The sequence below is a fragment of the Paenibacillus sp. GCM10027626 genome, from assembly GCF_042676285.1.
Lineage (GTDB): Bacteria > Bacillota > Bacilli > Paenibacillales > Paenibacillaceae > Paenibacillus_Z.
On record NZ_JBHTHC010000010.1, the window covers coordinates 63,135 to 82,779 of the forward strand.

Consider the following 19,645-nt stretch of genomic DNA (forward strand, 5'->3'; position numbering starts at 1 on the left):
TCTATGATTTATGAACCATTTCGCTAATTAACAATAAATTAAAAAAAGAGCGAGGACTGCCTGTTGGCACAGTCTGCGCTCCGATTACTGTTATTTTTGGCGCGTTTCCACATAAACCGGATAAACAATTTTGCCGGCGTCAAGCTGGGCGATTTCGTCCGCTGACCAGCCTTCCAGCTTATTGTTGCCTGTTACGCCGGTCAGCTTGATGTTGTATTTTTCGGCCAGATACTGATGAAGCTGCGTCACGTCAGCTTCCTTCAACTCGCGAAGCTGCTTCTTGCCTTTAATTTGCCCGAGAATGACGCCGATCGATTCGGCCGCAAGGCTCGTATTCGGCTGAATGCGCGCGCTGCCGTAAGCGATGGCGGAGGCACCGACGTTCTTGCCGGCCATAATGACGTTGTCGTAATTTTTGAGTAGGAAGCTGCGGAGCGGCATCCCGTATTTGTCTGGGCGTCCCATCTCGATGCCCCATTTTGTGGCGCTGGTGCCCTGCAGATCAAGCGGGTAGCCGCCGATGCTCACGTTGTCCCAGAACATTTTCGCCCCGAGCATGTCCGATGGCTTCAAGACGTAATCCGTCTCGTAGTGATTGTATTCACGGATGTACAGGTAATTCGGAAACCCGTTTAGCTCCACTTTCTCCCAGCCGGGCAAGCTTTTACGGAAATGATCCAGGATCAGAGGCGTTTCCTTCTTCCCGATCTCTAGCGCATCGGCTACCGATTGATCGTCCGAAGGATCGACCGTGTAGATTAGCAAGGCGTTGATGATGACTTCGCCGTCCCGCTGGTTCACCGCATTCAGCCCGCGCAGAAGCACGCGATCGCTCACCGCCTTGTACTTGTTCGTCATGCCGATGAGGCTGATAGCGAAGCTTTCATTCACCGATCCCCAGCCGTATTTGGCTCTGCGCTCTTTCTTCGACGTATTGTTGAAGCTTTGCTGGAACTTCGCCCAATCGACGTTTTTGAACTTCATCATCATGCCGGAGCTCATATACTCGATGTCCTTTTGCCCGTAAAACTTCTCCAGGCCCGGCATCCGGGTCGCCTGAAGCTGGCTGACCATCGCGGCGTGATCAGTGTTTTCCACCCAATAATCGGCGGCAATCCGTTTCTTCTGACCGTCTCTGGTCGTGTAGACGACGCCGTTTACCGCCTGCCCGCCGAATTGACCGGGCTTCTGCTCAACACTTTCGATCCTGATCCCATGCTCGACGGGAATATCTTGTTTCAGCTTGTCAAAATATTGCTCGAACTCCTTCAGTTTGCGGATTTTGCCATTGCGGAAGCCGCTGAACAGCTCCTTCGCCCGGCCTTGCACCAGCAGCCGCTTCCGATCGTCGCGGGTTTCGTCCAGGAACAGCATCTCTCCCTGCAACACTTGGCCGCCGAACGCACTGCGCGGATCCAATATTTTGACCTTCAATCCTTCGTCTGCAGCGGCGCGGGCCAGGTAGAGCCCTTCCAGCTCGCTGCCGATCAGGACGATATCCGTTTGCTCTGTCGGGATGTCCGCCAGATAGTTGTCCGTTTCGGATGCGATTGTGCTCTTGCTGCCGTTCAAACCGGGAGACGGCTGGACCGTGTCATTCCGCTGCAGGAACGAACAGCCCCCGGCTACAACGACTACGGCCGCCAGGGCCAGAACAAGCATCAGCTTTTTGCTGTTAAGTTTCATTTTTTTCTCCTTCACTTCGTTTATAACCTATACAAGGTTAATTTTAACATGTTTGGCAGGGAATCTACAAAGATAGCCTTTTCTTTTCAGTCGAATTTTGTTGATAGGAGTCTTCTATAGCACGTAACTTTCCCGGTTAATTTGAGTCTATCTATAAGGAATAGATTCGAGATGGGAGAGTTGCTAGAATATGCAGAATGAGAGAAACAAGCGGACGAAGACGCAGCGTATCGAGAACAAGACAGGGACAAGCAAGAAGCTGCTGGTAGTCGCGCTTGGCACCGCGCTGCTGGTGCAGCCGGTCAGCCTGATTGTACCGATGGACATCGCAGCCGCCGCGCAATCGGCCGTTGAGCAAACGTTAACCAAACAAGGGGAAGAAATTATTACGTCCGGCGCCAAACGAATCGACTATGTTTGGACCAAGAGCAACGGCAAGTACTCCAACGTTCATGTCATTGAGGTCGATCTGGCCAATCCATATGTAAAACTGGACGTCATGAGCGGCAAATCCGGCTCGGTAACGGGGCTTGGCACGGTTGGCAATATGGTGAAAAACAGCGGCGCGGTCGCCGGGGTGAACGCCGACTTTTTCAATCCTGCCGGCGATCACGCAACGCTTGGGCCTCAGGTAACGAACGGCGGGCTTGTCGTCAGCCCCTCCCGCTTGACCGGCATGTACGCGTTCGCCGTGACGAGCGACCGCAAGCCCGTCATCGACTTGTTCAGCTTCGATGGCAGCCAGCTTCAAGCCGGCGACGGCGCTACATTCCCGCTTGCGGGCGTGAACAAACCGGCCTACCGGACGGAGCCGGACAATGGCTACAGCCACGCGAATGCGATGCAAGTATATACGAGCGCCTGGACGGTCGAGCGCCCGAGCGCGACGCTGACCGAGGTGCTGGTCGTCGATGACGTCGTGCAGCAAGTGGCCGAGAACGGCACGATTCCCGGCAATCCGCCGGCGAACGGATACATTTTGCTCGCGCAGGGTACGGCAGCAAAGTTCGTTCGCGATCATTTGCCGGTCGGAGCTTCGGTGACGCTCAATTACAACCTGAAAGCCCAAACGTCAGGGCAACAATACGGCCCGTCGCAACTGCAGATGCTTGTCGGCGGCTATACCATTCTCGTCGATCAGGGCAAGACGACGGCGTTCTCCCGAGACACGAACCCCATCAGCGGCTCTTCCGAACGGTCCCGCACGGCGATCGGCTTTACGCAGGACAACAGCAAAGTGCTGATGATTACGGTCGAGGACGTCGGCAGCAGCCAAGGCATGACGCTCGCCGAGCTGCAAAAAATGATGGTCAAGCTCGGCGTATGGCGCGGCCTCAACCTTGACGGCGGCGGCTCGACGACGATGATCTCCCGTCCGCTCGGCGAGACCGAGACCGGGCTGGCCCATCCGATCGAGAACAGCTCCCAGCGTTCGGTCGCCAACGGCGTCGGCGTCTATACAACCGCGCCGAAAGGCGAATTGCGCGGCATCAAGGCCAGCGGAAGCACGACGCTGTTCGTCGGCCAGCCGGCAACTTATCAGATGAAAGGCTATGACACGTACTACAACCCGGTCGATCCCGGTTCCCTGACACCGGTATGGAGCGTGAAAGGCGGCGCGGGCACGTTTAACGGCAATACGTTCGTCCCCACAAAAGCAGGCAAAACAACGATTACAGTCACAGCGGGCAAAATCAGCGACAAGCTTGACGTCGAAGTGATCGGCGGCGACCAGATCTCCGAGATGACGGTCGAAGCTGCGTCGCCGGTGCTGGAAGCGGGCAAGTCCACTGCTGTATCGGCGAAAGCGACGTTGAAAGACGGCCGCAAGCTGACGATGCCGGCATCGTCGCTCCAATGGGAAATGCGCGGCTTTACCGGCTCGGTGCAGGACGGAACACTGACGATCAGCAAAGTGCCGGCGGATGCGAAGGCCGGCTACGCGATTGCGCGTTACGACGGCTTCGCTGCGGCCGTCGTGCTGGGAACGGGAGCGGCCAAAATGTTTGAAGACTTTGAGAAGCCGGCCTACCCCATCTCGTTCCAAAGCACAAATCTTGTAACAGGGACTGCCAAACTGGCGAAAGGATTGCCAGGACGGGAAAAATCTCAGGCGCTTCGGCTCAATTACGACTTTACGAACGCTTCTGGCACAAAAGCGGCTTACGCCGTGCTGAACGGTTCTGGCCGCAAAGTGGAAGGAAAACCGACGGCGATGACCATCGACGTGCTCGGCGACGAAAGTCTGAACTGGCTGCGCGCCGAGTTCATCGACAATAACGGCAAAGCCCATCTGGTGACGCTCGCTGACAAATTGACGTGGAACAGTTCGACTTGGAAAACGCTAAAAATCGATCTGCCTGCAGACAAAATGGCCTACCCGATTACGCTGAAGCGGCTCTATGTCGTGTCCATCGAGGAAGGACAGGACGAGCGTGCGCTGGCGGGCTCGGTAGCGTTCGACAATATCGGCTTCCAGTACGCGGTCGGAGTTCCGGAACCTGTCCGGCAAAAGATTTTGCTGACGCTCGGTTCCAAATCCGCCCAGGTCGGCGGACAGCCTTATACGCTGGATGCCGCGCCGATCGCGCTGAACGGCACGACGTATCTCCCGCTGCGCTTTGTTACGGAAGCGATGGGCGCCCAGGTTGACTGGGAACAGGCGCACAAGCGGGTGACCGTGCTCCGCGGCAGCAATTTGCTGGAAATGCAGCTTGGCAGCAAAGACTACATTTTGAACGGCAAAAAGAGTCAATCCGAAGTGGCGCCGATTTCCCGCAATGGCCGCATCTTGGTTCCCATTCGGTTCATATCCCAACAATTGGGTCTGAAGGTCAATTGGGAAGGAAAAACAAGGACGATTACGGTTGAATAAACCTTTTGCGAACCAATCGTTCGACCTGTAAGAAACAAGGCAATGAAACCGCCCCGTCCTCATCGGACCGGGGCGGTTTCGTTTTCCGGGAGCTGATGTCCGCCGCGGCCCCCGCCATCGCCACTGCTTCCGAAGTCAATAGATGCCGAGCTTCTTGCGGTACTCAATGGGCGACATTTGGAGCGTTTTTTTGAACACCCTGTTAAAGTACTGCAGTGTCTCGTAACCAACCTCTCTCGCAATTTCATAGACCTTCAAATTCGGCTGCAGCAGCAGTTCCTTCGCCTTCTCAACCCGCAAGTAATTGATATAACCGACAAAAGAGTAACCGGTATAGCTTTTAATTTGCATACGAAAATATGAAGGGCTCATGCCAAACTTTTTGCTAATCTCCTCCGGAGTCAAGCGCTCCATATAATGCTCTTTTATGTATTCGCCGGCCAGCTTGACACTTAGCCGCACATCACGCTTGCGCTTGGTACTACCCGCGGCCGATGCTGCCGTATGCTCCAGCCAAAAGCTGCTCATTTGGTGCAAATGAGCTATCATCGCCTCCTCCTGCATGCCGGCGCCAGGCTCTTCGAACCCTATTCCATTCCTCCGCAGCACATCATGCCATTTGGCGCTGAACATGCGAAGCAGGCCCAGCCGTTCCCCCTGTCGCCCTTCTTCGAAGCTTTGCAGGCGCCGAATGATATCGGCCTGTTCCTGAATGATTTCATACGGACGCAGCGTCTGCAACGAATCGAAAAACTGCTGCGCCCGGACAAAAGCCCGATGAGCGGCATGAAAATAGACGACCCGTTCTTCTGCTCGCGATAAGACCTGTGCCAGCTCAGCTTCCTTGACAGGCTTGGGCAAATAGTCGATCGCACCGGCCTGCATCGCCAGACGGGCGTCGTCAAATTTCCTGCTCTCTCCCATCATAATCGCAACAATAGGGATTCGCTGTTCATAGACCTGGCGCACCAGCATCAGCCCTTCATCTTCAGGCTGCAGCATATCGGCCAGCAGTACGGTCGGCCATCCCTGTTCCATCAAGGCCAGCGCCTCATCGCGGTTTTGCACCTCGCCTACGACGATATGCCCCATTTTCTGGACCAGCTTGTTTAATCTTTTTCGCTGTTGCAATTGTCTTTCTACAATTAAAGTATGCAGCATGCCCGTGCCCCTCCTGATCATTGATGGATTGGCGGCTCATATAGATTATGACGTTAAGAGGCGCGCAAGGTTACGAAATATTGCTCTTTTTAAAATAATCTTATTTTTCGCGTTCGTCGCGGTTGAAAATGCGGCATAAAAGCATGCAAGCCCTTATTCGCACTTTGTACACCAATAAGGGCTTAACCAGTTATGTTCGTATGACCTGACCGAAAACGATTTGGGAGAGACGTCGTCTACTGATTTCCGAAATATCCCATTCTGCGTGACAGCTGCGCAGCAAAACCCTTCATTTTCAAGCCGATTGGCGTAAGCTGATCATCCGGTACATTATAGCCGCTCACACTGATGGCGGCGATGACGCTGCCGCTTTTATCCCGCACGGGCGCGGACAGGCATCGCATGCCAAAGCCGGCCTCTTCATTGTCGATGGCAAAGCCGCGCTGCCTCACCTCTTCCAGCTCCAGCATAAAAGCATCAGCAGAGGTTATCGTATAGTCAGTCAGCTTTTTGAACGAACAGCCCGCCAAAATTTCTCTCACATCATCATCAGGCAGCCATGCGGTCAAGCTTTTGCCAAGTGAGGTATGGTAAACCTGTGCCCGCTGCCCGACCGCCCCGAACAAATATTTATAGTGCTCCGGTTCCACATTAACCAGATAAAGAACAGAACCTTGATCCAAAATGGCGAGATGGGCGGTCAGCCCAATTTCTTCCACTGCCTGCATCAGCACCTGCTTGCCCTCATCCAGCAAATTAGTGGAGCTGCTGTACACAGCACCCAGCTCGAATGCTTTGGCGCCAATCATGTATTTGTCCGTATCGGCCACCTGCTGCAAATACCCGTGCGCCTGCAAGGTTAGCATCAGCCGATGCACAACGCTCTTGTGCAGTCCCAGCTTCTTTGCAACCTCGGTGACTCCCATCGGGCGGCGTTCTTCGATAAAGCTTTGTAAAATATTCAACGTCCGGTCGACAGATTGTATCATAAAGTACGGGGCTTCTTTATTTTTCCTATCCTTCTCTTCCTTTTTGGCCTGTTCTTCCTGCTCCATTATGCTCCCCCTTATATACATTTATCAACATCATATCATATCAGGAGTTCTGTTGTCTCTTATTGTGTGACAAGCTTATCAGACTTTGTTATAACGTAAACTTAAAAACTTTTATTGTTACAAAAAGAGCTGTTCTTTACGAACAGCTCTCCATGTATCCTCATCTTATCCTTATCTTTGGCCGTTAACGATAGCTGCCGGTTGTAAAAACAACACCTGACCCGCCTGGCGTTCCTTTCAGCTCCACCTTTACTTCCTTCAGTGCGCCAATGTCCAGATCTACGGTCGCGTTCTTCTTGTCTACGGTCAGCGTCTCCATTTTGAGAAGCACATTATCCGCATTGAAAATTTTAATTTCTACTTCCTGCTCGAACTCCATACCAAAAAATTGGAGCTCAAGCTTTTGATATTTGCCGCCAGGCTGCAGCTTGAAGCCCTTTTGAGCAGCATTGATATTATTCACAACAACACCGCTCTTATAGTCAACGCCATTTTGCATCGTAAATTGTTTGTCCACAGTGGACATAACCTGGCTGCTTAAGCCTGTATCGATCTTTTCCTTCGTAATCGGAACTGAGGACGTCTTCTCGCCGATCGTAATCGTCTGGGCAGCACTGTTATAGTCAACAGCTGTCCCTACCAATTCAGATACAGCCCTTACCGGCAGATAGGTGGTGTTATTGTACGTAATTGGCGCCAGCTTAGTGCCCTTTGCATCCTGGGCGTTCCAATCCTTGCCATCAACCTTGAACTTCAAACCCCAATTTAAACTCGCGGTGATTTTCTCCAGCGTAGGGCCGGCAGCCGCACCCGCGACGAGACCAACAGATAACGCGGCTGCAGATACGATTACAACGAGTCTTTTTTTCATGATCAAACCTCCAAATATAATAAGTAAGTGACCATTCTAGAACGAAACTCGGAGGTTTTCCATAAATTTCACAAAAACGTCAAACAATCTTTTGCTATTTTTTAAAAACTGAAATAGCGTCCGGTTGGACGCCGTTCATCTTTTCGTTTGCTGTTTGTTTAGCTGAATTTGAGCAACGGTTGCTAAAATAGCGAAAACAGGAAATATAAAATCATCGGCTCCAAAGTGCCCGTCGAATAGCGGCTTCAAGCCGAGAATCATGGCCACGGCAATCGATAGCGACCGAATTAACATCCACATTTCCTCATCCCTCCGACACCTTATCGTTGGCATGTCATGAAATCGTATCTGCTATGCGTGCGGACCCCTCGATAATTTTATCAAATCTGCCACATTATTGCCATTCCTTAAATACGATGCTTGCCTAGCGAGCGACTAGCTTATCCGGCGCTCGGCAGGCCAGCCTGTGCCTGCTCCAGACACGCCCGTTCACGAGCCGGCTGCAGCGGTTTTTTTGCCGAAATGTCCGACCGGCGGGCGCTTGAGACCGAGATGCTCTCTTAACGTCGCCCCCTCATACTCCCGGCGGAACAAGCCTCGCCGCTGCAAGACCGGCACTACCTCATCGACAAAAAGGTCCAGGTCTCCCGGAAGAACGGGGGGCATAATGTTGAAGCCGTCGCAGCCGTACCCGGTGAACCAGCGCTCCATCAGATCGGCAAGTTGTTCCGGCGTTCCGACAAATTGCAGATGGCCCCTGGCTCCCAGCAGCTTGCGGCCCAATTCCAAAATAGACAGCTTCTCTTTGCGTGCCATGTCCATAATGAGCTGAACCCGGCTTTTCATGCCGTTGGAAGCCTCCACCGGGTCCGGTATGTCGGGCAAAGGCTGATCTACAGGATACCCAGACAAATCATAGTGGAGCAGACCCGACAGAAAGCCTTTCGCTTCTTCCGGTCTGATCAGATCAAGCAATTCCCGTTCACGGCGGGCCGCTTCCTCTTCTGTAGAACCGATAATGGGAGACAGTCCAGGCATAATTTTCATACTGTCCCGCTCCCTTCCATAATCCGCAAGCTTCGCTTTCACGCGCTTATAAAAAGTTTGGGCGTCAGCCAGATTTTGCTGCGCTGTAAAAATCACTTCGCCGACCCGGGCCGCAAATTGCTGCCCCGGCTCCGAGGAGCCGGCCTGAATGAGCACCGGATAACCCTGCGGAGGGCGCGGCACATTAAGCGGTCCTTTGGCCGAATACCATCTTCCTTTATCGTCGTTCGTCCGCAGCTTCGAGCTGTCTGCGAATACGCCGGATTCCCGGTCCATTACAAGCGCATCGTCGTCCCAGCTGTCCCAAAGGCCGGTCACCACGTCCACGAACTCCTGGGCCATCTCATAACGCAAGGCATGCTCGGGGTGCTTATCCCTGCCGAAATTGAGCGCTTCGGCATCCGTCTGGGATGTGACGATGTTCCAGCCGGCCCTGCCTCCGCTCAATATATCGAGGGTGGCAAATTTGCGGGCCGCATTGTACGGCTCGTTATACGTTGTAGACAACGTTGCGGCCAATCCGATCTTCGATGTCACGACCGAGAGCGCAGAAAGCAGCGCTATCGGATCAAGCATGCCCGCTGCCGCATGGCTCGGATAGATCAGGTGCAGCAGGTCCGCGAAAAAGATCATATCGAACTTGCCCCGCTCTGCCGTCCGGGCCATCCGCTTATAATTTTCAATATCAAACATTTGCTCCACGCCGGAATCCGGATGTCTCCACCCCGCATGATGATGACCTGTAAAATATAGAAATGCGCCCAAATGAAGCTGTTCTTGCCGCCGTTCACTCATAAGCTAACTCCCTGCCTTTCATGTCCTGTATCGTTCCGATCAAACCGGGTAAGCGGAAAATGGCCGCCTAGCCTTTATATGTGCTCCGCCAGCTAAGCCATCTGTTTTCCAGCAGGCGCACTGCAGAATCGGACAATTTGCCTGTCAGCGCAAAAAGAATGATGCCGACAAATACGATATCCGTCTGTCCATATACCCGCGCATCCTGAATCATGTAGCCGACGCCCGAGCTTGCGCCCATCATCTCCGCGACCGCCAGCAGCAGCCAGGACACCCCGACCGACAGCCGGATGCCCAGCAAAATGTTTGGCAGCGCCGCCGGAAGGATTAGCTTCTTCAAAAGCTGCAGCCGGGAAAAATCCAGAATGCGCGTGACGTCATACAGCTTGCGATCCGCACTGCGGACGCCCAGAAAGGTATGAAAATATACCGGGAAGAAAGCGCCCAATGAAATAAGCAGCATCTTCGATAATTCCCCTACGCCGAACCATAGAATAAAGAGCGGGATGACCGCCAGCAGCGGTATCGTGCGCATCATCTGCAGCGTCGGATCCAGCGTTCGCTCCACCCATTTGCCCAAACCAGCAAAAATGCCTAGTAGAAGGCCCGTACTGCTGCCCAGCAGAAAGCCGCCTGAAGCTCTCAGCAAACTTGAACCCAGATGATCCAGCAGCTCTCCGTTTGCCATCAGCCCGGAAAAGGCAGCGGCAATCCGGGATGGTGCGGGCAGCATCGATTGGGATACAAGGCCCAAGGCGGAAGCCGCTTCCCAAATGACAAGAATGGTACAAGGCACCAGCCAGCCATGCAGCCAGACGGGCAGCCGGATCTTGGTACCGGCTGTAGGCTTGCCGGCAGACGCCGCTGCGCATGTTCGCTCCGCTCCGATTTCTGCCTCCCCTGCCCGCTTTGTCTCCGCCTTGGAATCCAATGCGATGTCATTCATGATCAGCCATCTCCTTTCAGATTTTCCCGCCACCTCAGCAGATACCGTTCAAGCCCTTTCACCAGTGAATCCGTCAGTTTACCGACTGCGGCAAAAACGATAATTCCGACAAATATGACGGAAGTTTGCGAAAAAGAGCGCGCATCGTTAATGATATAGCCGATCCCGGAGCTGGAACCCATCAGCTCCGCTACGACCAGCCCCAGCCAGCTTACGCCGATCGATAACCGGATTCCGAGAAAGATCGAGGGCAGCGAAGCCGGAAGAATCAGCTTCGTTATCGTCTCCCATCGCGAAAATTCGAGCACTTTGGCGACATCGAACAGATTCCCCTCTACAGTGCGGACGCCAAGAAATGCGTTCACATACAGCGGGAAAAAGGCTCCCTTTGCGATCAGCAATATTTTCGACGTCTCCCCGAACCCGAACCATAAAATGAATAAAGGGGCTACTGCCAGATGCGGCAATGTGCGCAGCAGTTGCATCGAAGGATCGAGCAGCCGTTCCGTCCGCAGAGAGAATCCCACCCATAAACCTGCAGTCAGCCCAAGCCCGCCGCCGAGCAGAAATCCCAGCATGGCGCGCAATGCCGAAATTCCGAGATTATGCTGCAGCTCGCCCGATACAATCATGCTGACGAATTCGTCCGCGATCGATGCCGGAGGAGGCACAAGAACCTCATTGACCATTCCCGTGACTGAGGCATATTGCCATGCAGCCAGCAATGACAAGGGTACAAGCAAGCCGACAAATATGTTGGCAGTGCCGATCGAAAGCTTGCTCTTCCTGGTTTGCACCCGCGTTCACCTCACTTTTTGCTCTCCTGCTCCGTCTGCTTCAACGCTTCTACGATATATTGGTTATCAAACACCTGGGACACATCGATCTCTTTGCGGATCGTCCCGAGCGAGAATTGGAAGTCGGCCGTCTGTTGCTGACGGGCGATAATATCGTCGCTGATCGGGATGTTAATGTAAGAGCTGCGCTCCTGCATGCCTTTTACAAGCTCGAGCGGAATATTGCGCTCATCGGCATAACGCTGGAAGGCCTCTTCCTGATGATTGGCTTCCCACAAGCGGGACTTCTCCAGCACCTTCAAATACAAAACGACCAGTTTCGGATAGTTCTTGGCAAAATCACCCCTCACGAGCTGAAACGAAGGAGACAGTACCCCGGAGTCTGCGCCGTCCGTAAGCACTCTTGCTTTGCCCGACAGTACATTTAATGAAATATAGGGATCCCATACCGCCCACGCATCCACTTTGCCGCCTTCGAAGGAAGGCTGTGTTTCGTCGGGTTGTAGCTGGATAATCTCAAGATCGGAATCCTTCACCCCTTCCTTGCCGAGTACGCGGTACAGGAAGTTGTAAGCATTGCTGCCTTTCGTTACTGCAACTTTCTTGCCCTTCAGCTCAGATACAGAGTGAATCGCGCTCTCTTTCGGCACAATAATCGCGACATTGTTTTTGCCCTCCAGCATCTGCGAGATGATTTTGAAATCAACGCCTGCGGCCTGGGCCGCAATTGGCGGCATATTGCCCATTCCAGCAAAATCCAGATGGTTTGACGCCATCGCTTCCACCATCGGCGGACCGCTCTGGAACTCAATCCATTCCACCTTGACGCCCAGATCGCCAAAGGCATCTTCGTACCATTTTTCCTCCCGCGCCTTGCCGAACAAGCCGCCTTTCCCTTGTACACCCAGGCGGACGGTTAAATTTTCGTACACGGGCTTGCCGCTCCCCCGGTTCGCCTGATCCGGATTATCCGCCGGCTGCTTGCCGCCCTCTTCCTTCGCCGCATTGCCGCAGCCACTTAGAATAAGCAGCAATGCCAATATTGTTGTCAACCAAGTTATGCCTCTCTTCATCGCACTATCCCCTTCGAAGTGTATAATTTCCGGCAAACACCAGCTTTGTCCGGCTAGATTCCTGCACCTACGTCAAATGCCGGTTCTTCCACTTTCTCGAATTCTCCTAGCACGCGGCTTCTCATTTCCTGAAAGGCTGTCCCTGCCCTTTTCCGCGGATAAGGAAGATCAATTCGGATTACTTTGCGGATATGGCCCGGCCGGGGGTCCATTATAACAACCTTCTGCCCCAGAAACACCGCCTCATCCAGATCATGCGTCACGAAAAGCATCGTCGTCCGGTTGTTCTCCCAAATGTCGAGCAGCACCTCCTGCATATGCGAGCGGGTGAAAGCATCGAGCGCTCCGAACGGTTCATCCAGCAGCAGCACCTCCGGTTTGCGGAGCAGCGCTCTTGCGATGGCTGCCCGCTGGGCCATGCCGCCCGAAAGCTCGCGCGGATAGGCTTTCTCAAAGCCTTTCAGGCGGACCAGCTCAACCAGTTCATCCACCTGCCGCCGTACTTGCGGATCCCGCAGCGAATAGTTGGCAGCGATATTTTTCTCGACCGTCAGCCAGGGAAACAGTCGGGGCTCCTGGAATATAAATCCTTTCTCGATGCCGGGACCCGCTATTACCCGGCCGTTCAGCCGGACCGTTCCTTCATAGGATGTGTCCAGCCCCGCGACGATTTTGAGCAGGGTGCTCTTGCCGCAGCCGCTCGGGCCGAGGAAGGTGACGAGCTCTCCCTTCTCGACCTGAAGCTGTATGTCCCGCAATGCAACCACTTCTCCTGCAGGAACGATAAATGACTTATGCACTCCCTCAATGACCAGCATATGTCCGCCTCCAATTATAAATACAATAAAACACACCGATTTACTTGGTTTTAAGCCAAAATAAAAAGAGACTTCCGTCTGCCTCGGACAACACAGACATTGCGTCTGCGTTATCGAAAGCGGTCGTAAATCTCCAGTTGTCTGGTCGATATGCGATTCCACTTCTACATTGATCAATAGTTGACGTAATTTTAGCAGTCCCCCTTTCAATCTGTCAAGATGTTTTTTTCCAGCGCGTCCCAGCAGGAGCGGAGCGGACCGAAGCCTGACACCGCCCCGGCATTCGGCTGAATCAGCTTGCAAAAGCATTAATCGAGCTCCACCACCTGCAGCGCATGCTCCACCTCTTGCCTCGCTTCGCCGCCGTTATGCCATTCATGATTATAGCCGAGACATGGACAGATCAGCTGTGTGGCGCCGGCTGTAACCGTCCTCCGATAATGCACATGCCCCATAATGCTGTACCGCACATCATACCGGGCATAAAGCTCTCCATACTGCTCGCTGCCAAGAAAAGCGTTGAAATAATCCCAAGGCTTACGCTCCACTGGCACGGTAAAACGGGCATCGGTCAGCATATGCGTCACAAGTATGACCTTCTTTCCTTGGTGCAACGCCAGCTCGGCCGCCATTTTTTCATAAAAATAGCGGTGTATCTCCTTGTTGCTTCTCCCCCAATTCACAAACAGACTGTCCTTCCACGTCCGCTCCCCGAGCTTCATCGCGTCATATTCAGCTTCCGTGTAATCCGCTGTGCCGAACGAGTAATCGTACCAGCCCGAATCGCCGATAATGATCCAATCTTCATTCGGCGCATACGCACCTCCGCTTAAGCAGCCCTCCGTTTGCTGAAAATGCCGGTAGGTCGCCCAAGTATCATGCTGCGGATCATCAATCGACCAATAGTCATGATTGCCCGGCACGAACAGCACTTGCGCGCCCGATCCTTCCCGAATGTCCCGAATCGCGGCAAGCGACTGCTCATAATGGTTCGCCAAATCTCCCGCAACAATCAGCAGCTCGATCTCCTGCCGTTTTACCGCTTCGCACAGTGCGGCAATAACCGGATGGCCTTCGTTCATATCTACATGCAGATCAGAAATCACAGCAGCTTTCATTAGCGGCTTCCCCCTCTTAAAATGCTTGATGGCAACGGACAAAATGATTATCGGCCACCTGCTGCAGCAAAGGCTTTACCTTTTTGCACAGCGCGGTCGCGAACGGACAACGGTTATGAAATGCACAGCCTGACGGCAAATCGACCGGGCTTGGCACTTCGCCGCGAATCAAATACGGATTGGCCCGCTCCTGGCGCTCCATATCAGGAGCGGAATACAGCAGCGCCTGCGAATAAGGATGCAGCGGCTTTTCGCCAAACTGCTCCGCAGCGGCGATTTCCATCAGTTCGCCCAAATACATCACCCCAACCCGGCTGCTAATATATTGCACCACGTTCAGATCATGTGAAATGAACAGCATCGTTAATTGAAACTTTTGCTGCAGCTCGACAAGGAGATTTAAAATTTGCGCCTGCACCGAAACGTCCAGCGCCGACAGCGCCTCATCGGCCACGATAAATTCCGGCCGCAAAATAAGCGCGCAAGCGATGCCGATCCGCTGGCGCTGGCCGCCGCTCAGTTCATGCGGGTAGCGCTCAAGATAGCTGTCGTTCAGCCCGACATGGCTCAGCATCTCCTTCACGGCCGCTAGCCGATCCGCTTTATCGCCTATGCCGTGAATTAGCAGGGGCTCCTCCAAAATCGCGCGAATTTTTTTCTTCGGATTAAGCGACGAGAACGGGTCTTGAAAAATCATCTGGATGCTCCGCCGCAGCGCCTTCTGCTCTTTCCCCTTCACATGCGTAATGTCCTGCCCTTGAAAGGTCAGCGAGCCGCCCGTCAACGGATGAAGCTGTACAAGCAGCTGGCCCAGCGTCGATTTGCCGCATCCGCTTTCGCCGACAAGCCCAAAAATTTCCCCCTTCTCAATTTCGAAGGTGACATCATTTACCGCCTTCACGTAAGACCGCTTGGCCAGCAGCGATTTACGCGGAACGGGGTAATGCTTATATAATCCTTTCACTTGCAGCAATGGTTCGCTCATTGGATCGCCTCCCGGTCAGCATAATGACAACGTACGAAATGTCCCGGACAGATCTCGACCAGCTCAGGCAGTTCATTGCGGCAGCGCTCATCGGCTTTACTGCAGCGCGGAGCGAACGGACAGCCCAGCAGTTCCTCCTGAATTGACGGCACCGAGCCCGGAATCGCCTGCAGCGGCTGTCCCCGCTTGGCGGCGCTCGGCAGCGAGCCGATCAGCGCTTTCGTGTAAGGATGGCGCTGCAGCCGCTGCAGGCTCGATTTGTCCGCTTCTTCTACGATATAGCCGGCATACATGACGATAATGCGCTGGCACAGATCGAAGATAACTGCCAAATCGTGTGAAATAAATAAAATCGACGTCTGCTGCTTGGCATGAATTTCTTTGAGCAAAGCGATGATGTTCGCCTGGACCGTTACATCCAGCGCCGTAGTCGGCTCATCGGCGATCAGCAGCTGCGGATTGCAGACGAGTGCCATCGCAATGACGATCCGCTGGCGCATCCCGCCGGAAAGCTGATGGGGATATTCGTCATACAATTGCTCTGGACGCGGCAGCTCGACCTGGCGCATTACCTGCAGCGCCCGCTCCTTCGCCTGCTTCTTCGTCAGCCTCTGGTGGCGGATCAGCCCCTCCGATATTTGCCTGCCTACGGTCAGCAGCGGGTTCAGCGTCGTCAGCGGCTCCTGAAAGATCATCGCCATCCGGTTGCCGCGCAAGTCAAGCCAGGCCCGCTCATCGAACTCGCCGAGAGGCGCCTCTTCAAATTGCAGGCGTTCGGCTGTACATTCCGCATTGCTGGGCAGCAGGCCGATCAGCGCCTGCGAGGTGACGCTTTTGCCACAGCCCGATTCGCCGACCAGACCGACAATCTCATTGCGCTTTAGCGTAAAGGAAACATCCTTAACCGCCCGAAACGTACCGCGCTCCGTATGAAAACGAATATTCATCCGCTCGACTTGCAGCAGTTCTTTCTTCATCATTTCCATCGTGACGCTCCTTTGTTATTTCCGCTTATCGGCCGCATCCCGCAAACCATCCGCTATAAAGTTGAGACTGAGCACCATCGCTGTAATAAAGCAGCCAGTACTAATCGTATACCATGGCGCGGACAGCACATAAGGCTGCGCCTCATTGAGCATTCTCCCCCAGCTGGCCAGCGGCGGCTGCACACCGAGGCCCAGATAGCTGAGGCCCGCTTCCGCCAGTACCGAGCCGGCACCCGCAAGTGCAGCAGCAACGACGAGCGGCGAAATCATATTCGGTAGGATGTGGCTTGCGATAATGCGCAGCGAGCCCGCGCCGCGCACTTTGGCTGCTTTTACAAACTCAAATTCCTTATATTGAATCACGCCTGAACGGATAATCCGGGTAAAGCCGGGAATGCTCATCAGCCCTAGCGCCAAAATCGTATTGTTCACCCCAGGGCCAAAAACAGTGACCAGCATCAGCGCGAACAGAATGCCCGGAAAAGCCATCACGCCATCCATCACCCGCATAATGATTTCATCCAGCCATCCGCCGAAGTAACCGGCGAGCGAGCCAACGACGAGGCCGCCGGCAATACCGATCACAACCGACAGGCTGCCGACATAAAAAGCCGTCTGCGCCCCTTCCATGATCCGGCTAAGCAGGTCGCGGCCGAAATTGTCCGTGCCGAACCAGTGGGCGGCGTTCGGCTGATGCAGGCGCATCGCCGTGTTCATCGCCTCTGTCGAATAGGGCGTGTAGACAAGACCGATGGCAAACAAAACAAATAGCACTGTGAACAGGGAAGCGCCGATCAGCAGCGGCACATTGCGAACAGCTTTTTTCCAGTTCATCAGATTCCAGCTACCCCCTCCTGCCGATCCGCGGATCGACGACCTTGTACAGCAAATCGACCAAAAAATTGATCATTATAACCGTCACCCCGATGTAGAGCACCATAGCCTGCACCATCGGCAAATCCCGGCTATTGATCGAGCTTACAAGCAAATTGCCCAGCCCCGGCAGGCTGAATACATTCTCAACGATAATGCTCCCGCCGAGCGTGTCAGCTACGATCATCCCAAGCACGGTCAGCACGGGAATCGAAGCATTGCGAATCACGTGTTTGTACAGGATGGCAGCCTGGCCGAGCCCTTTGCTTCTCGCCGTCCGGACATAATCGAGCTTCAATTGATCCAGCACCGTGTTGCGAATATAGCGGATGAGCACCGCCGTATTGGAAATGGCGATCGCAATCGACGGCAGCAGCAGCGACTTGAACGCCTCCCACGGGTTGTCACTCCAGCTGACATATTGACCGGCGGGAAACCACTTCAGGATGACGGAAAAAACGAAGATTAACAGAATGCCGAGCCAAAACGACGGAATCGCAATGCCCAGCTGTGTCAGCAGAGACAACAGATAGGAGATGACTTTGCCGTTGCGGCTGGCAATATAGATGCCTAGCGGGACACCGGCGGCAAGCGTCAGGATGAGCGACATTACGGCCAGCGACATCGTAACCGGCAGACGATCCCCAATCAGCTCGGCGACAGGCAGCTGATAGCGGATCGATGTCCCAAGATCGCCTTTAACTGCCGATCCGACCCATTCGAGGTAGCGGACGGCGGCTGGTTTATCCAGCCCCATCTGCTCCTCCAATGCTTCCATCTGCCGCTCATCGGCATCGACGCCAAGGATTATTTGTACCGGATTGCCCGGCAAAATTTGAAAGACGAAAAATGTAATGACTGAGACAACGACAACCGTTGTAATGAGCGACAAAATCTTGCGGACTGCAGTATTCATTAGTTCGTATAGTACAGATCAGCCATATTGAGCAGCTGATTCGCGTAAATTTTGAAGCCCTCAAGCCCTTTTTTCAGCGCTGCCGTTTGTTTGAAATCCATAATGAAGACCGAAGCGGCTTGCTCAGTCAAAATGTGCTGCGCCTTCTTATAAATTTCCGCGCGTTTGGCAATATCAGCCTCCAGCGTTCCCTGCTTCATCAGCTCGTCGTAAGCGGCATCCGAGAAATTAATAAAGTTGCGCGGATAATTCGTCTCATAACGAATGAGCACGTCATAAGGATCAAGCTTGCCGGTAAAGCCGATGACAGTAGCAGTATATTTGCGGTTCGTGTACACATCTTCCAGCCAGTTGCTCCACTCAATTTGCTTGATTTTCACTGTAATGCCGACTTTTTTCAGCTGCTCGGCAATCACCTGGGCTGTATCAACATGTGTTTGATAGTTGGACGGTACTGTAATTTCCAGCTCAAAGCCATTTGCAAGACCTGCTTCATTCAGTAGCGACTTTGCTTTTTCTACATTAACGTCATAGGTGCTTTCCAGACCCGGCTCATAGAACTGCTCCATCGCCGGACTCATATTGGAACCGAGCTTCGTTCCTTTGCCTTCTACAATGGTGGCAATCAGTTCATCGACATCGACAGCATAGTAGATAGCCTGCCGCACTCTGGCATCGTCAAGCGGCTTTACTTTATTGTTCAGCGCCAGCAGCTGCACCATATTTTGCAGACCTTCTACATAAGTGAAGCTGTCGCCGAGCTGCTGCTCGCCCTGTACCGTTACCGATGGCAGCATGTCGAGCGTACCGGCCTGCAGCGCCAGCAGCGTTGCGCTGGCATCGTTCATAAATTTGAACTCGACGCGGTCGATTTTGGCGGCGTTTTCCGGATCGTAGAAATCGGCAAAACGCTCCAATACAAGCGATTGCCCCGGGCTGTAGGACACAAATTTGAACGGCCCCGCGCCGATCGGCTGCTTGCTTTGCTCTTTGTAATCATGTGGTAAAATCGCTACTGTCGTCCGCGTAATGAACGAAGCGTCCTTCTGCTTCAGCTGAATGACAGCGGTCGCGGCATCCGGGGTCTCAATTCCGGCAACCATTTCAAATTTTGAGGAAAGCGGCTTTTCCTGGCCAATACCGGCAAGCAGTTCATACGAATATTTGACGTCCTCAGCGGTCAGCAGCTCGCCGTTGTGAAACTTGACATTCGGGCGCAGCTTGAACGTATACGCCAGCCCGTCAGCGGAAATTTCGTAGGATTCGGCTATACCGGGCAGCAGCTTGCCTGTCTCGTCATTCGTCAGCAAGCCGTCAAATACATTGTCCATCATCGAAGCCGTATCGGTAGCGGAGGAAAGAAAAGGATCGAGATTATCCGGCTCTGTCGCGATCGGCAGCCGCACTGTGCCGCCGCTGACCGGCTCTGTGGACGGTTTGTTATCCGCATCCGACGGCTTATTGCCGCCCGCTGTACCCGCCGATTGCCCGCCGGCCGCATTGCCGCCGTTATTCGTTTTGTCCGGCGCCTTGTTCGCCTGACCGCATGCCGTTGTCATTGCTACCAAAACAATAAGAACGCTGAGTAATAAAGTGACTGCTTTGCTGCCTTTTCTCAAGTTCATGTCTTGTTCCTTCCTTCT

17 protein-coding genes are annotated in these 19,645 nt (G+C 53.6%); 1 reads left to right on the plus strand and 16 read right to left on the minus strand.

Translation table 11 applies throughout. The annotated features are described in order from the left end of the window. Positions 1-90: 90 nt before the first annotated feature. Positions 91-1,686 (minus strand): FAD-dependent oxidoreductase, encoded by a 1,596-nt coding sequence (locus tag ACFQ0N_RS20040; RefSeq protein ID WP_379329428.1) that lies wholly within the window; start codon positions 1,684-1,686, stop codon positions 91-93. A 190-nt stretch (positions 1,687-1,876) separates the two neighbouring features. Here ACFQ0N_RS20040 and ACFQ0N_RS20045 point away from each other — a divergent pair, with 190 nt between their 5' ends. Then, a complete protein-coding gene (locus ACFQ0N_RS20045) occupies positions 1,877-4,561 on the plus strand; it encodes a stalk domain-containing protein (protein WP_379329430.1) in 2,685 nt (894 codons plus the stop codon). Positions 4,562-4,696: 135 nt separating this feature from the next. Here the strand turns inward: ACFQ0N_RS20045 and ACFQ0N_RS20050 are convergent, their stop codons facing one another. The 15 genes from ACFQ0N_RS20050 to ACFQ0N_RS20120 form a co-directional block, all read right to left on the minus strand. After that, positions 4,697-5,722, minus strand: coding sequence for a helix-turn-helix domain-containing protein (locus tag ACFQ0N_RS20050; RefSeq protein ID WP_379329432.1), 1,026 nt, complete (start codon positions 5,720-5,722; stop codon positions 4,697-4,699). A 236-nt stretch (positions 5,723-5,958) separates the two neighbouring features. Further along, a complete protein-coding gene (locus ACFQ0N_RS20055; protein WP_379329434.1) occupies positions 5,959-6,777 on the minus strand; it encodes an IclR family transcriptional regulator in 819 nt (272 codons plus the stop codon). Between the two features lie 184 nt (positions 6,778-6,961). Beyond that, a complete protein-coding gene (locus ACFQ0N_RS20060; RefSeq protein ID WP_379329436.1) occupies positions 6,962-7,648 on the minus strand; it encodes a stalk domain-containing protein in 687 nt (228 codons plus the stop codon). A 135-nt stretch (positions 7,649-7,783) separates the two neighbouring features. Then, positions 7,784-7,948: a hypothetical protein gene (locus ACFQ0N_RS20065; RefSeq protein WP_379329438.1), complete on the minus strand. Its 165-nt coding sequence runs from the start codon at positions 7,946-7,948 to the stop codon at positions 7,784-7,786. Between the two features lie 189 nt (positions 7,949-8,137). Next, entirely contained in the window at positions 8,138-9,490 is a 1,353-nt protein-coding gene (locus ACFQ0N_RS20070; RefSeq protein ID WP_379329441.1) for an LLM class flavin-dependent oxidoreductase, read from the minus strand. A gap of 67 nt (positions 9,491-9,557) precedes the next feature. Then, on the minus strand, positions 9,558-10,436 hold the full coding sequence (locus tag ACFQ0N_RS20075; RefSeq protein WP_379329443.1) for an ABC transporter permease: 879 nt from the start codon (positions 10,434-10,436) through the stop codon (positions 9,558-9,560). A gap of 2 nt (positions 10,437-10,438) precedes the next feature. Beyond that, entirely contained in the window at positions 10,439-11,233 is a 795-nt protein-coding gene (locus ACFQ0N_RS20080) for an ABC transporter permease (protein ID WP_379329445.1), read from the minus strand. Positions 11,234-11,244: 11 nt separating this feature from the next. Further along, the gene (locus ACFQ0N_RS20085; protein ID WP_379329447.1) at positions 11,245-12,306 is read right to left on the minus strand and encodes an aliphatic sulfonate ABC transporter substrate-binding protein; all 1,062 of its coding nucleotides are present in this window, start codon (positions 12,304-12,306) and stop codon (positions 11,245-11,247) included. A gap of 53 nt (positions 12,307-12,359) precedes the next feature. Next, positions 12,360-13,124: an ABC transporter ATP-binding protein gene (locus ACFQ0N_RS20090; protein WP_379329449.1), complete on the minus strand. Its 765-nt coding sequence runs from the start codon at positions 13,122-13,124 to the stop codon at positions 12,360-12,362. A 308-nt stretch (positions 13,125-13,432) separates the two neighbouring features. Then, entirely contained in the window at positions 13,433-14,242 is an 810-nt protein-coding gene (locus ACFQ0N_RS20095) for a metallophosphoesterase (protein ID WP_379329451.1), read from the minus strand. Between the two features lie 16 nt (positions 14,243-14,258). After that, positions 14,259-15,227: an ABC transporter ATP-binding protein gene (locus tag ACFQ0N_RS20100; RefSeq protein WP_379329453.1), complete on the minus strand. Its 969-nt coding sequence runs from the start codon at positions 15,225-15,227 to the stop codon at positions 14,259-14,261. Next, complete coding sequence (locus ACFQ0N_RS20105) at positions 15,224-16,213, minus strand: ABC transporter ATP-binding protein (protein ID WP_379329455.1); 990 nt, start codon at positions 16,211-16,213, stop codon at positions 15,224-15,226. The genes ACFQ0N_RS20100 and ACFQ0N_RS20105 overlap by 4 nt, the downstream gene beginning before the upstream one ends. A 15-nt stretch (positions 16,214-16,228) precedes the next feature. Next, positions 16,229-17,047, minus strand: coding sequence for an ABC transporter permease (locus ACFQ0N_RS20110; protein WP_379329457.1), 819 nt, complete (start codon positions 17,045-17,047; stop codon positions 16,229-16,231). 10 nt (positions 17,048-17,057) lie between these two features. Then, entirely contained in the window at positions 17,058-18,002 is a 945-nt protein-coding gene (locus tag ACFQ0N_RS20115; RefSeq protein WP_379329459.1) for an ABC transporter permease, read from the minus strand. Next, positions 18,002-19,627 (minus strand): ABC transporter substrate-binding protein, encoded by a 1,626-nt coding sequence (locus tag ACFQ0N_RS20120; protein ID WP_379329461.1) that lies wholly within the window; start codon positions 19,625-19,627, stop codon positions 18,002-18,004. The genes ACFQ0N_RS20115 and ACFQ0N_RS20120 overlap by 1 nt, the downstream gene beginning before the upstream one ends. Positions 19,628-19,645 lie beyond the last annotated feature (18 nt).

Excerpts from the sequence above, each read along its gene's own strand:
- ACFQ0N_RS20060 (WP_379329436.1), bottom strand. The coding sequence starts at position 7,648 with ATGAAAAAAAGACTCGTTGTAATCGTATCTGCAGCCGCGTTATCTGTT.
- ACFQ0N_RS20045 (WP_379329430.1), top strand. The coding sequence starts at position 1,877 with ATGCAGAATGAGAGAAACAAGCGGACGAAGACGCAGCGTATCGAGAAC.
- ACFQ0N_RS20075 (WP_379329443.1), bottom strand. The coding sequence starts at position 10,436 with ATGAATGACATCGCATTGGATTCCAAGGCGGAGACAAAGCGGGCAGGG.
- ACFQ0N_RS20040 (WP_379329428.1), bottom strand. The coding sequence starts at position 1,686 with ATGAAACTTAACAGCAAAAAGCTGATGCTTGTTCTGGCCCTGGCGGCC.
- ACFQ0N_RS20110 (WP_379329457.1), bottom strand. The coding sequence starts at position 17,047 with ATGAACTGGAAAAAAGCTGTTCGCAATGTGCCGCTGCTGATCGGCGCT.
- ACFQ0N_RS20090 (WP_379329449.1), bottom strand. The coding sequence starts at position 13,124 with ATGCTGGTCATTGAGGGAGTGCATAAGTCATTTATCGTTCCTGCAGGA.
- ACFQ0N_RS20055 (WP_379329434.1), bottom strand. The coding sequence starts at position 6,777 with ATGGAGCAGGAAGAACAGGCCAAAAAGGAAGAGAAGGATAGGAAAAAT.
- ACFQ0N_RS20115 (WP_379329459.1), bottom strand. The coding sequence starts at position 18,002 with ATGAATACTGCAGTCCGCAAGATTTTGTCGCTCATTACAACGGTTGTC.
- ACFQ0N_RS20050 (WP_379329432.1), bottom strand. The coding sequence starts at position 5,722 with ATGCTGCATACTTTAATTGTAGAAAGACAATTGCAACAGCGAAAAAGA.
- ACFQ0N_RS20120 (WP_379329461.1), bottom strand. The coding sequence starts at position 19,627 with ATGAACTTGAGAAAAGGCAGCAAAGCAGTCACTTTATTACTCAGCGTT.
- ACFQ0N_RS20095 (WP_379329451.1), bottom strand. The coding sequence starts at position 14,242 with ATGAAAGCTGCTGTGATTTCTGATCTGCATGTAGATATGAACGAAGGC.
- ACFQ0N_RS20085 (WP_379329447.1), bottom strand. The coding sequence starts at position 12,306 with ATGAAGAGAGGCATAACTTGGTTGACAACAATATTGGCATTGCTGCTT.
- ACFQ0N_RS20100 (WP_379329453.1), bottom strand. The coding sequence starts at position 15,227 with ATGAGCGAACCATTGCTGCAAGTGAAAGGATTATATAAGCATTACCCC.
- ACFQ0N_RS20070 (WP_379329441.1), bottom strand. The coding sequence starts at position 9,490 with ATGAGTGAACGGCGGCAAGAACAGCTTCATTTGGGCGCATTTCTATAT.
- ACFQ0N_RS20065 (WP_379329438.1), bottom strand. The coding sequence starts at position 7,948 with ATGTGGATGTTAATTCGGTCGCTATCGATTGCCGTGGCCATGATTCTC.
- ACFQ0N_RS20105 (WP_379329455.1), bottom strand. The coding sequence starts at position 16,213 with ATGGAAATGATGAAGAAAGAACTGCTGCAAGTCGAGCGGATGAATATT.